We start from the raw sequence: 13,640 nt of genomic DNA, 5'->3' as shown, positions 1-13,640 counted from the left end.
CGCCACGCACGCGACAACCCCTCCACCTCAATCGGATCACCCAAACCCGTCCCCGTCCCATGAGCCTCCACCAACCCAATCGACTCCACCGACACACCCGCATCACCCAACGCAGCCACAATCACCTCCTGCTGCGCCGCACTACTCGGCACCGTCAACCCACTCGTACGACCACCATGGTTGACCGCACTCCCCTTGATCACCCCACGAACCCGATCACCATCACGCAACGCCGCACCCAACGGCTTCACCACCACCGTCACCACCCCCTCCCCCGGCACAAACCCATCTGCACCCGCATCAAACGGCCGCAGAGCATGGGAGGGAGAGAACGACCTCAGTCGTGCGCCCAGTTGGAAGTACTGCGGTGACATCGCCAGATGCACGCCGGCGACGATGGCCTGCTCGCACTCGCCGTCGCGGATACTCCGCACCGCCGTATGCAGAGCGACCAGCGACGACGAACACAACGTGTCGATCGTCATGCTCGGCCCGTGCAGATCCAGAAAGAAACTCACCCGGTTGGCCAGGATGGCGTTGTGATTTCCCAGGCCCGCCGCCGTCTGTACGACGTCCCCGACGACCATGTCGCGGTAGTGCTGGTAGCTGGCGCCCACGAACACACCGGTGGACCGCTGGGTGTCACCCGCGAGACCGGCGTCCTCCAAGGCCCGCCAGGCGGACTGGACGAGATGACGCTGCTGGGGGTCGATCCACTCCGCCTCGGCGGGCGACAGCCGGAAGAACCCGGCGTCGAAGTCGGTCAGCCCTTCGACGAAGCCGGCGCGCCTGAGGTAGACGGTGCCGGGCTTGCCCTCCGTGCCGTAGTACGAATCGATGTCCCAGCGGGATGCGGGCACCTCGCTCAGGCAGTCCACGCCCTCCAGCAGTACCCGCCACAGCTCGTCGGTGTTCGCCGCGTTCGGAAACACCCCGTCGAAGCCGATGACGGCGATGTCGTGCAGATCCTCGTCATCGCGCACCGGGGCGACAGGCGGCTCGACCACCGACGCCTGGGCCTGGACCCGGGCCGGGGCGGGCGCCGGGGCCGGGTCGGCCTCCGGGGTCGGGGCGGACGCCGGGGCCGGGGCGGCCTCCGTGGTCGGGGCGGGCTCCAGGGCCGAGGCGGGCGCCGGGTGTTCCTCGGGCTCGGCGGCCCGCGGAGCACCGCCCGCGGCCGGGGACCCCGTGTCGGCGGGCGCCGCGGTGACCCCGTACCCCTCCCTCAGCTCGGCGGCCAGGCGATCGACCGTGCCGACCTCCAGGACCAGCGTCACGGGTATGTCCACGTCCAGCTTGGCCCGGATGTCCTGGGCCAGCGAGACCGCGAGCATCGAATCGAGCCCCTGCTCCTGCAGCGGCCGGTCCGTCTCCAGCTCGTCGACGTCCATCTCCAGGGCGGCTGCCAGCCACTGGGCCAGGGCCGCGTCGAGATCTCCGGCCGCCGGGCGGCCGGGGGCCGGTACGGGACGGGCGCCGTTGGACATACGCGCCGGGATCGGTGCCGTTGGCGGTGCCGGTGATGAAGCCGTCGCGACACGGTGACCGTTCCGCGTGTCGTCTCCGGTGCCCTCCGACGACGGCGCCGGGGAGAGCCGTTTCCAGGTGATCCCGCGGGCTTCCAGTACGGGTTCGTCGCCGTCGAGGACCACCAGGCTCGCGGTCAGCAGACCGGAGTCGGGCCCGGCGTCCCGGTCCCGCCGGGCGTACACCCGGGCGGTGGCGGGCAGCCGGCCGAGTACGGTGAGCCGCTCGATGGTGAACGGCACATACAGTCCCCGGGCGCCGCACGCGGCGAGCGCGATCTGGAAGGCACCGTCGAGGAGCCGGGCGTCCACCGCGTCGGCGCTCCGCGCGTCGGCGCGCAGCACACCCACCGCCTGCCCGGGCGCCACGGACAGCGTGGACACGGTCCGGAAGCCGGCGCCGTAGCTGAGTCCGGCGCGTTCGAACGCGTCGTACATGGCGTCGAGGGCGACGGTGGTGAGGCCGTCGGCGGTGGCCGGAGGGGTGAGTGTCGCCTGCTCGGGCCCGGTCACCTCGGCGGTGCAGACGAGGGCGCCGGTGCCGTCGCGGAAGGCGACCGCGGTGTTGTCGCGTTCGCCCGTGAGGGTGTTGGGGGCCTCGACGGCCGCCCGGAAGGTGAGGTCCCGCAGACCGAACCGGTCCCGGCCGATGAGCTCGGCCACCTTGCCGGGATACCCGGCGCCGGGCAGAGTCGGCCTGCCGAGCACCACGTGTTCCGCGGCCTCCGGGTGTTCCGTCCAGGTGTTCTTCGTACGGCCGGACCCGCCGTCGCGTACGGGCGCGTCCGGCCGCTCGGCGGGTTCCAGCCAGAGGTACTTCTCCGCGTGCGGCGCGGTCGGGAACCGTACACCCGCCCGGCGCCGCCGCCCGGCGGGCAGGGCCGCGCCGACGACGAACGCGCGGGCGGCCTCGGCGAGAGTCTCCCGGCTCGCGCCGTCGCCGACCGGTTCCGTAGCACCGGTCTCGGACGCCACCCCCACCTGGAGGGAGCGAATGTCCGTGACCCCGGCCAGGAACAGCCGCAGCTTGTCCTCCAACTGCTCAACGCTGTCGGCGACGCAGGCCAGCCGGTGTGCCGCGGCGGGCCGCCGTCGGCTCGCCTCACTCAGCTCGTCCAGGGACGGGCAGTACGCGGAGCGCAGCATCAGCACGAGCCGCTGGGCCAGGGTGCGCAGCGCCTCGTCCGATCCCGCGGAGAGGATCAGCAGCCGTGGACCGGGCTCCGTACCGTCCGGTGCGCCGACGGGTCCCGCCTCGATCACCGCGTGGGCGTTCGCGCCACCGAAGCCGAAGCTGCTGAGTCCCGCGACGCGCGGGCCGCTGCCCCACGGCAGCAGCCGGTCGGCCACGAACAGGGGGGAACCGTCGAAGTCGAAGGATGTGTTCGGGGTGTTGAAGTTCAACGACGGCGGGATGTGGCCCGCTTGGAGCGCCAGGATCGTCTTGATCAGTCCGGCGATGCCCGCGGCGGGCTCCAGATGACCGATGTTGGTCTTCACCGAGCCCAGCGCGACGGGCCGCCGGCCGGCCGGCTCGCCCAGGACCGCGTGCAGGGCTTCGAGTTCGACGAGGTCGCCCAGTTGTGTTCCGGTGCCGTGCGCCTCGATATAGCCGATGTCGGCCGCCGTACGCCCGGAGTCGGCGAGCGCCTTGCGCAGCACCGCTTCCTGGGCCGGTCTGCTGGGTGCCGTGAGGAAACCGGCGCTGCCCCCGGTGTGGTTGACGGCGGTGCCCCGGATCACGGCGAGGACGGGGTCGCCGTCGCGTTCGGCGTCGGCGAGCCGTTTGAGGATGACGGCGCCGGTGCCCTCCCCTCGTACATAGCCGTCGGCGGCGTCGTCGAAGGTGCGGCACACGCCCTGCGGGGACAGCATCCCGTTGCGGGCGAAGGAGCGGGTCTTGGTCGGGGTGAGCACGAGATTCGCGGCCCCGACCACGGCGGCGTGGATGTCACCCGCCCGCAGATGCATGGCCGCCTGGTGCAGGGCGACGAGGGAGGACGAGCAGGCGGTGTCGATGGTGAAGCTCGGCCCCGACCAGTCGAAGACGTGCGACAGCCGGTTGGCGACCATGGAGGCGGCCGTGCCCGTCGCCACGTGCGGGTCGCGGTACCCGATGCTCCGCGCCACGATCTCCGGGAAGTCGCTCGCGATGGCGCCGATGAAGACACCGGTGGCGGCGCCGAGGGAGGTGTGGTCGTGGCCGCAGCTCTCCAGTGCCTCGGCCGTCACACTGAGCATGGTCCGCTGCAGGGGGTCCATGCGGCGGGCCTCGCGGTCGTTGAGTCCGAAGCGGGCGGCGTCGAAGTACTCGACACCGTCCACCCAGGCCATCGGCACATCGTCGGCGGCGCCGTCGGACCACAGGTGGGCCCAGCCGCGCTTGCCGTCCGGGGCGGGCCGGACACTGGACACCCCGCCGACGAGGTTCTGCCAGAACTCGTCCGGGGTGGCGGCGCCGGGGAACCGGCACGCCATGCCGATGACGGCCAGGGCGCCGTCGTCGGCCGACCGGGCGGACTCAGCGGAGGTCGATACGGCAGGGGTCGATACGGCGGAGACGGCCGCCACCGGCTCGGGATCGGTCGACGCCCGTACGGTGTTGGCGTCCTCGGTCGCCGGGTCGAGCAGCCGTACCACACCCTCCGCGCCCAGCAACCGGGCCAGCTTCACCGGGGTACCGGAGGCGAAGATCGACGGGGCGGTGACGGTCGTACCCAGCTCATGGCCGAGCCGTGCCGCCGCGAACGTGACGTTGACCGAATCGCCGCCCAGGTCGAAGAAGTTGGCGTCCACATCGAAACCGGAGTGGTCCAGCGTGGTCGCGAACACCCCCGCGATCGACTCCGCGAGCGCCTCCACCGTCACACCGGCGACCGCCGGCTCGGAGGGCTCCACAGACTCCACGGACTCCACGGACTCCACCGGTGTCGCGGCGGCCCCGGGGGCCGAGCGGATGATGGTGTCCCTCGTCGGCAGCGGCAGTTTGGCCCGCGCCACCTTGCCGTTGTCGGTCAACGGCAAGGCGTCGAGGGCGACATAGGCGTCGGGCACCATGTAACCGGGCAGGGTGCCACCGACGAACGCGTCGAGCCGGGACTTGGTCGGCGTACCGTCGCCCACCAGGTAGGCGGTCAGCCTCGGTTCGCCGCGTCCCTCGAACCGCGCCGCGGCGACCACGGCGGCGGTGACGCCCTCGAACCTCTCCAGCACCCGCTCGATCTCCGCGGGCTCGATGCGATTGCCGCGCACCTTCACCTGGGCGTCGCCGCGCCCGAGCCACTCGATCGCGCCGTCCGCGTGCAGACGTACCTCATCGCCGGTCCGGTAGAGCCGGGCACCGGTCACCGGGTGGACGGTGAAGACTTCCTCCGTCAGATCCGGCCGGCCCGCGTAACCACGGGCGAGTCCGCCGCCCGAGAGATACAGCTCGCCGGTCGCTCCCGCCGCGCACTGCTCCAACTCCCCGTTCAGCACATGGAGTTCCATGTTCGGCAGGGGTTCGCCCAGCGGCAGGAAGGAGCCCACCGAGGTGACCTCGTGGGTGGAGGCCCAGATCGTCGCCTCGGTCGGACCGTACAGGTTCCACAGGGCACGGGCCGGTCCGTGCAGACGCTCGGCGGTGGCCGGCGGCAGGGCCTCGCCGCCGGAGAGCACCGTGAGCTCCGCGTGCGGAGTCCAGCCGGTGCCCAGCAGCAGGCGCCACAGACTCGGTGTCGCCTGAGCCACGGTCACAACACCGGAGAGCTCGGCCAGTCGGGACGGGTCGCCCGCGGCCTCACGAGAGGCCAGGACCACCGTGGCGCCGACCGTCAGGCCGAGGAACAGCTCCAGCAGGGAGATGTCGAAGGCCACGGTGGTGTGTGCGAGCAGGGTGTCGTCGGACGAGACGCCGAGGCGTTCACCGATCCCGGTGAGGAAGTTCGCCAGCGCCCCGTGCTCGACCTCCACGCCCTTCGGGCTGCCGGTCGATCCGCTGGTGAAGAGGAGATAGGCCAGGTCGGAGGCGTTGACCTGGGGCGGCACCGCCTGCGCGGAGCCGTCCGGCTCGGGCACGCTACGCGCGTCGCCGAGTGACATGCCGAGGGGATGCGTACGGGAATCGGTGAGGATCAGGTCGCACCGCGAGACCTCCACGTACCGCCGCAGCCGCTCCACGGGGTATCCCGGGTCCAGGGGCAGGAAGGCCGCCCCGGCCCGCAGGATTCCGAGCATGGCGGGAAGCAGCGGGAGGTCCCGCTCCATCAGTACGCCGACCACCGCACCGGACTCGATGCCCTGGTCGTGCAGGCGGGCGGCGATGGCGTCCGCCCAGGCGTCCAGGCGGGCATAGTCCAGCGTGCGGGTGCCGCTGCGGACAGCGGTGGCCCCGGGCCGGTCGGCCACCGTGGCCGCGAACAGGTCCAGTACCGTCCCGGTCGCCGACGTGGTGGCGGTGTCGTCCGGCCGTACCGTGAGCGGCTCCGGGGACCGTGCCTCGGGCGGTGTCGCGGGCTGCGGATCGGTGTGAAGCCGGGGTTGGGGGTCGGTGTGGGGCTCCTCGCCGTGGAGCAGGGCCGTCAGGACCAGGTCCTCGACCTGCTCGGTGAACTCCAGCGCCTCGTCCTCGCCCATCGCGGTCTCGCGTACGAAGACGGTGGGCGGGCCGTCCCGCAGACACAGCAGTGCGATCTCGGTGTGCGGTTCGGCGGACGCCTCTTCCCCCGCGTCGCGGTCCAGCACCATGACGCGGGTGAAGCTCGGCTCGTCGGAGCCGAGCGGGCGGCCGGCCAGGCCGAGCCGGAGTTCGAGGTCGCCCGCGTAGCCCTGGCGGGCGGCCACCTCGTCCAGCTTGTCTCGCAGCGACGGGGAGGTGTCGCCGTCGAACCGTACGGGGAATCGCGCGGCGGCGATGCCGTGGGTCCGCTCCGCGAGGACCCGCGCGGCGGCCGGCGACCAGGCGAAGTCGAAGGTCCGCTCGCCGGTGCGCTCGGCGACGACGGTGAGGAAGGCGCGGACGACCGCGACGGCCTCCTCCCGCGAGGCGGGGATAAGGGCCAGTTCGTAGCGGCCGTAGTGGGCCCCGGCGGCGGAGAAGTCATCGGCGGGCAGCGGGGCGGGGCGCAGTTCCTCCAGCCGTGCGCGCCACCACGGTTCGTGTACCCGCAGTGCCTTCTGGGCGGCGGCGATGTCCGCCAGCCGCTCCGCGGAGACGGCGGGCAGCGGCGAGCCCGGGGTGATGCCGAGCCGCTGCGCGGCGGCCTGGCCACTCAGCGCGCTCCCGTCGACGGCGGTGCAGTCACTCAGCACGAGGTCGGCGTCCGGGGCGGCCAGAGTGATGGCCGATGTGGTCACCGACAGCACGGTGGTCTCGGTACGGGGGTCCTCGCGCGGGATCAGCCTGACCTGCCGGGTGAAGACCGCGCCCTGCTCGGTGACGAGGGTCGGTACGCCGAGCGGGTTGGGGAAGGAGCCGTAGTCCAGGGCCTTGGAGATCCGAACGGCCTCGACGGCGGAGGTGCCGGCGTGGATGAGGCCGCCGGAGGCCATCCGGGCGGACCGTCGGTAGAAGCGCCGCTCGCGGTCGCTCGTGTCGACCGGCTCGGGCAGGGTTCGCGCCACCACGTGCGGTACGAGCTCGGCGAAGAGCTCTACGCCCACCTCGGCCGTCTCGTATGTCAGCGACAGGGCGGTGGAGTGGTCGCGTACCGGGAACCAGCGCTCCAGCAGCACGCTGCCCGCGTCCACGGCCTCCGTCATCCGATGCCAGGTCGCCGCGTGCCGGGACGCGCCCTCGTACAGCGCCCAGGCGGGAACGTGGCTACCGGAGTAGCGGGGCAGCGGTCCATCGTGGAAGTTGATGGCGGCCGTTGTCGGCAGGTCGAGGATCTCAGCGGGCAGGATCCGGAAGTTGACCATGCTGAAGAGATAGTCGAACGGCTGCGCCGAGAGCGTCGCCGACAGATCGGCGCCCGGGTCGAGCACGGGGATCGCGCGCACGTCCGCCCAGGCCGCTACGGCCGGGTCGTCGCTGAAGATCCCCTCGATCCGCACGCCCGCGTCGAGGAGTTGTGCGGCGCACTGGGTGAGGACCCGGGTGCCGCCGATGATGAAGCAGTTGGCTGCCATGCTCACCTCGTGACCTTCCCGGTCTCGGAGGTGTGCGCGCTGTTGTCGGCGCTCACGGCGGTGTCCGGGCGCTCCGGGCGCTCCGGGCTCTCCGCCGTCTCGGCGGCGACCCAGGAGTCGATCTGCGAGACGACCTCCTCGTCGAGCGAGAGCTGCCCGGGCGTCCAGAGCGGGTTCGACAGGCCGCGGTGCGTCCGCTCGCACATCTCCCAGTCCTCGTAGTTCGCCTTGTCCCACAGCGCGAACACCGCTTCGTGGGAGAAGTCGCTCTTGGCGGTCTCGGAGGGGTGGAAGAGCCAGAAGTGCCGGACGAAACACGTGCCGGGGCTCTCGGGCCAGACCCACTGCATCATCACGTAGTCGGCCGTGAACCCGAACAGCAGATTGGGCAGGATCGTGATCCAGTTGATCTTCTTCCGGTCCGCTTCGGGGACCAGCCCCATCGGCGTCCGGTCGCTGCGTCCCGTCATGGAGACGGAGTTGTAGGCGTTACGGATCGACTGCCACGCCCCGACGATGTCGCCCTTGAGGTCATAGGTGCCCGCGTCGTCGAAGTCGGTGATGCGGTGCAGGTCCTTGTGGGCCGTGGGGAAGTGCAGGCTCTCGTTGACGTTGTGCGCGACGAGCTTCCAGTTCGAGGCGACCGGGTAGTCCTTCGCCTCGACACACTCCAGGTCGGCGAGCTCATAGACGCGCGCGAACTCACCGAACTCACCGAGTGAGGCGTCGAGATCGGGGGCGTCGTCGGACAGGGCGATGAACACGACCCCGAACCGGATCTCGGTCCTCACCGGCAGCAGACCGTTCTTCTCCTTCTCGAAGAAGTGGTCCAGATAGGTGCCGTTGAGGCTCTTGAGCTTGCCGTTCCGGTCGTACACCCAGCAGTGGTAGAGGCACACCAGACTCTGCCGCTTGCCGGTGGCCTCCTCCACGAGCTTGTAGCCCCGGTGCCGGCAGTAGTTGTGGTACGCCTGGATCCCGTCGTCCCCGTGGATGAGCAGAATGGATCCGGTGCCGATGTTCAGCGTGGCGTAGGCGCCCTTGTCCTTCAGCCGGGAGACGTGGTCGACCGGGAGCCAGCGTCGGCCATAGATCCGGGACATCTCCCGGCGGTACTGCTCCTCGCCGGTGTAGAACTCGTGCGACCTGCCGATGCCACCCGTCTCGAAGTATGGCCTTTCATCGCCCTGGTCACTGATGAGATCGAACATGCTGGACGCACGCGTCATCTGCTGGTCTCCCTCAGAGGGTCAAGCGCCTGGAATGCAGTGCGGGACTACCGATGGCGTCGGGGCCCGCGAAAGGCCGCACGGAGCCCCGGGAATGGTGGGACTGCATGATCAGTGCTGGCTGAGAAGTGCTGCCGGGCCGGCCCGGGGTGAGACGCGCGGGCCGGCCGACACGTGGGCGGCTGCCGTAGGGATACAGGCGGGGCGAGCCGATCGCCTTCGAAGGGAACTCGGAGACGATCCAGCGGAGCGCGCACGACTCGCTGGGTGAGGGGTGCGCGAAGCGTCGGTGTGAGGGCCGGTGACGGCACGCTCAACTCACGGCGCCCAGCCGGGTGTGCCCCCGCTCGGGGCAGGTGCGGCGAACCGCCGGCCGTTATCCGGCCGGGTCATAGATCCGTTTGTTCTCAGGCACGCCCGCGGAGTCGTAGAGCCGCTCAAGGGCGTCCGGCGCGTAGACCTCGTAGTCCGGGACGACTCCGCCGATCAGGCCGAGCATCTTGTCGGTCCACTCCTGCGTCGCGCTCATCGCGGACATCGTCGCCTCGAAGAACGGCGGGAGTTCGGTGAGTTCGCCGAGCGTCGTCGTGAAGTCGTAGACGCCCGCGCTCTCCTCGTCGCGCAGCTTGTTGTACTCGGCCAGGGCCTCTTCCATCGGCCGCTCGCCCGCCAGGCCCTGGTGGACACGCTCGGCGAGGAGTTCGCCGTGGATGAAGGCGTCGGAGATGCCCCACCCGGTGTAGGGGTCCTTGTGGTAGCCGGCATCGCCGACCAGCGCCCAACCGGGGCCGTAGGAGCGGCGATAGTAGTTGTCCGGGTAGCGCATGGGCTTGAAGGGCTCTTCACGCCTGCCCTGCTCGCGCAGCTGCGCGCCCATCTCCGGCGCGACGTCGTCGAACACGCGCTGGAAGCAGGCCTCGACGTCCTGGCGGAACTCCTTGAGCTGGCGCTTGGTGCAGATGACGGCGAGCATGTTCACGTCGCCGTTCGTCGGCCAGGTGCCGAACCACCGCTCGTTGAAGCCGGTCTTGTGGTGCAGGCCCCAGTCGAGACCGGTGAAGTACGAGTAGTAGATGAAGCCCGCGGCGGGGCGTACGTTGTACAGCTCCGCGCCGACCTTCTTGGCGACCGTGGAGTGGAACCCGTCGGCGCCGATGACGACGGTGGCACGGAACTCCCGCTCCGGGCCGTCCCCTTCGCGCCCTCGGATGCCCGTCACACGGCCGTCGGTGAAGACCAGATCGGAGACAGTGAACCCTTCGATCACCTCGGCGCCGGCGCGGCGGGAGGCGTTGACGAGGATCTCGTCCAGCACGTTGCGGCGGGGGCAGTAGACGGCGTCGACGCCGTCCACCGGGTCGGCGAACCCGTTGAGTTCTATGCCTCGGTAGGAGTAGTTCATCTTCCGGAGCGCCGGAGTCTTCGCCGCGATGACCTCGTCGAGCAGACCCCATCCCTGGAGCCGCAACAGTCCTGCTTGGTGGATGTAGTGGGTCGACACCGCGTCGCTGGGGAATGAGGCCCGATCCACCACGAGGACGCGGTGCCCCTGTCTCGCGAGCAGCATCGCGACCGGTGATCCGGCGCAGCGTCCGCCCACAACGATGACGTCGTACATACGATCCCCCATCAATTAGGTGTGAAGTACTGACGCACCGCGGTCAGCGGCAAGAACACGATGCGGAGGGTATGGAAATCGACAGATGAAGGTCAAGTACTGGCAATTGCAGGGCAATGCGCGAGCATCGACATCTCGCCAGTCGAATGATCCATTCCGCCTAACTAGCGCACTGAATAACCCACTTCGCCCCTTCCCAAGGGGTCAATTGTGTGGCGTACATCACACTCCAAGGGGGGTCCGAATCCGGCCACCACGTCGAAGGATTCAGCCCTTCCGGCAAAGTGATGTTTTACCACTGAACTAATAGCGACCCAGCGTGACCAACTTCTTGGGCGACTTCTTGAGCAATTAACAAAGCCATGGGTTTCATGATCTGGACCATGTGAACGCCGACGCCAAGGCCGCTTCCCTGATGGCCGGCCTTTCCTCGGCAAAAACATTGGCGACCGCGAACACGGCCCCGTGCGGGCTCTCTCTCCGGACCACGTGCCGGCCGTTCCTTGATGCCGGAGCTGTCCGTGTATCGCGGGCATATCGAAAATCGCATACGCGACCGCAACGGCCCTCCGGCTGCGATGGGGGCATGAACCACAACACAACCCTGTCGGCACCGCCCCGCCGCACGCGCGGGATCGTGCTCCTCACCCTGGCACTACTCGGCGTGGCGAGCGCCCTGTTCGTCATGCGTCGGCCGCTCATGATGTCCGCTCCGATGTGCGTGACCGGTCGGTGGCACGGCTGCTTCGATACGTTCAACGGTGTGATGCTCATGACGTTGGTCGCGTTGCCGTTGACCGCGCTGGTGGTGTGGGCTCTGGCGCGCCGTCGGCGTGCCGCCGGTGTCACATCGGCGTGGCGGATGTCGCTGGCCGAGGTGGGCATGGTCTACGGGACGGTGCCGTTCCTGTGGATGACCATGATGCCCGGCGCCGGGGCAGGCACCGTCCCCGGCCGGGTGAGTCTCGTACCGCTGCGGGACCTGCTCACGATGGGGCCGGCCGGGATCGTCGGCAACCTGCTGATCTTCGCGGCGCTGGGGTTCTTCGCCCCGATGCGGTTCGCGGCGCCGGCGTCCGTGCCGCGGATCCTGGCGCTCGGGGCGGGCTGCTCGGTCCTGGTCGAAACCGCGCAGTACGTCCTGCGGCTGGACCGGGTGTCCTCCGTGGACGACGTTCTGGTCAACGCCACCGGCGCCGTGCTGGCCGCGCTGGCGTCGCGCCGTTGGTGGCGCACTACGGCGGATGTGCCGTCGGACCGGCCTCTCCCCGCGCCGGCACCGGCAGGCTGACTCGCGAGTCCGGTGCGCACACGTCTTTGCATACGCAGGCGATACGTTGTGCTGCTTAGGCTTCGGGCATGCGCGTACTGATCGTGGAGGACGAGCCCTACTTGGCCGAAGCCGTCCGGGATGGTCTGCGGCTGGAGGCGATCGCCGCCGACATCGCGGGCGACGGCGACTCCGCCCTGGAACTGCTCGGTGTCAACTCCTACGACCTCGCGGTCCTCGACCGCGATATCCCCGGCCCCTCCGGCGACGAGGTCGCCCGACGCATCGTCGCCTCCGGCAGTGGCATCCCGATCCTCATGCTCACCGCCGCCGACCGGATCGACGACAAGGCCTCCGGGTTCGGGCTCGGCGCCGACGACTACCTCACCAAACCGTTCGAGCTGCGGGAGCTCGTCATGCGGCTGAGGGCGCTCGACCGCAGACGCGCGCACGCCAGGCCCCCGGTCCGCGAGATCGCGGGCCTGCGGCTCGACCCCTTCCGCCGGGAGGTCTTCCGCGACGGACGCTACGTCGCGCTCACCCGCAAACAGTTCGCCGTGCTGGAGGTCCTCGTCGCCGCCGAGGGTGGGGTCATCAGCGCCGAGGAGCTGCTGGAACGGGCCTGGGACGAGAACGCCAACCCCCTCACCAACGCCGTGCGCATCACCGTCTCCGCCCTGCGCAAACGGCTCGGCGAACCATGGATCATCGCCACGGTGCCCGGCGTCGGCTACCGGATCGACACCGGTACGGACACCATCGCCCCCGGCGGGGAGAGCACCGACTCCGGCCGTACGCATGCGTAGACGCCCAGGGCTCAGCGCCCGGCTGAAGCTCACTCTCAGCTACGCCGGGTTCCTCGCCGTCGCCGGCACTCTCCTGCTGGCCGTGGTGTGGCTGTTCCTGCTGCGCTATGTACCCGACAACCCCAAGGGCCTTCTCGGGATCTCGCCCAACCGCTACCTTCTTGTGCGCACCTTCGCCCCCGCCGCGGCCACAAGCCTGGTCTGCCTGCTCGTCTTCGGCCTCCTGGGGGGATGGTTCCTCGCCGGCCGGATGCTCGCACCGCTCACACAGATCACGGAAGCGGCACGGATGGCCGGTAACGGGTCGCTGTCCCATCGCATCCATATGAAGGGCCGCCAGGACGAGTTCCGCGAACTCTCCGACGCGTTCGACTCGATGCTCCGACAACTTGAGTCCCACGTCGCCGAGCAGCGGAGATTCGCCGCGAACGCCTCCCACGAACTGCGCACCCCGCTGGCGATCTCGCGGACGCTCCTCGACGTCGCCCGCAAGGACCCCACGCGGGACCGGGGCGAACTCATCGAACGCCTGCACGTGGTCAATACGCGGGCGATCGACCTCACCGAGGCCCTCCTGCTGCTCAGCCGCGGCGACCGCGGAAACCTCACCCGCGAGAGCGTCGACCTCTCCCTCAGCGCCGAAGAAGCCGCCGAAACGCTGCTTCCCCTCGCCGAACAGCGCGGGATCACGCTCGACGTCACCGGTGGGGCGGCCCGCACCAGCGGCTCCGCGGAGCTTCTGCTGCGCATGGTGACGAACCTCGTCCAGAACGCGATCGTCCACAACCTCCCTGCCGGCGGCACCGTGACGGTCCACACCGAGGCGCACGGCGCGACGAGCGTGCTGCGGATAGAGAACACGGGCGATCGGCTCCCAGCGGAGCTGGTACCGACCCTCACCGAACCCTTCCGACGCGGAACGGAACGCGTACGCACCGACGAGCACGCCGGTGTCGGCCTCGGCCTGGCCATCGTGCACAGCATCGTCCGCGCCCACGACGGAACCCTCGACCTCGTCCCCCGCCCCGCCGGCGGTCTCCTCGTCACGGTCCGGCTTCCCGGCACGCCATAGGCGCTCGTCCC

General features: G+C 70.0%; 6 protein-coding genes. 3 read left to right on the top strand and 3 right to left on the bottom strand.

What is annotated here, in order from left to right; translation table 11 throughout:
* The 3 genes from AB0M67_RS30550 to AB0M67_RS30540 all read right to left on the bottom strand — a co-directional run.
* Positions 1 to 7,634: amino acid adenylation domain-containing protein (locus AB0M67_RS30550; protein WP_365750727.1), on the bottom strand; the 7,634-nt coding region annotated here is incomplete at its 3' end.
* A gap of 2 nt (positions 7,635 to 7,636) precedes the next feature.
* Positions 7,637 to 8,863 carry an aromatic ring-hydroxylating dioxygenase subunit alpha gene (locus AB0M67_RS30545; protein ID WP_365750725.1) on the bottom strand — a complete coding sequence of 409 codons (1,227 nt, stop codon included), beginning with the start codon at positions 8,861 to 8,863 and terminating at the stop codon, positions 7,637 to 7,639.
* Between the two features lie 376 nt (positions 8,864 to 9,239).
* The gene (locus tag AB0M67_RS30540) at positions 9,240 to 10,481 is read right to left on the bottom strand and encodes an NAD(P)/FAD-dependent oxidoreductase (protein WP_365750723.1); all 1,242 of its coding nucleotides are present in this window, start codon (positions 10,479 to 10,481) and stop codon (positions 9,240 to 9,242) included.
* Positions 10,482 to 11,067: 586 nt separating this feature from the next.
* On the opposite strand from AB0M67_RS30540, the gene AB0M67_RS30535 reads away from it, so the two are divergent.
* The 3 genes from AB0M67_RS30535 (at position 11,068) to AB0M67_RS30525 (ending at position 13,629) form a co-directional block, all read left to right on the top strand.
* Entirely contained in the window at positions 11,068 to 11,772 is a 705-nt protein-coding gene (locus AB0M67_RS30535; protein WP_365750721.1) for a VanZ family protein, read from the top strand.
* 68 nt (positions 11,773 to 11,840) lie between these two features.
* Positions 11,841 to 12,557, top strand: a complete 717-nt coding sequence (locus AB0M67_RS30530; RefSeq protein WP_365750719.1) for a response regulator transcription factor — start codon at positions 11,841 to 11,843, stop codon at positions 12,555 to 12,557.
* A complete protein-coding gene (locus AB0M67_RS30525) occupies positions 12,550 to 13,629 on the top strand; it encodes a HAMP domain-containing sensor histidine kinase (RefSeq protein WP_365750717.1) in 1,080 nt (359 codons plus the stop codon). Before AB0M67_RS30530 ends, AB0M67_RS30525 begins: the two co-directional genes overlap by 8 nt.
* Positions 13,630 to 13,640: the final 11 nt, after the last annotated feature.

This window comes from Streptomyces sp. NPDC051662, from assembly GCF_040681655.1.
Taxonomy (GTDB): Bacteria; Actinomycetota; Actinomycetes; order Streptomycetales; family Streptomycetaceae; genus Streptomyces.
Note: the sequence above shows the minus strand (reverse complement) of the source record. Positions and strands in the feature narration are given on the sequence as shown.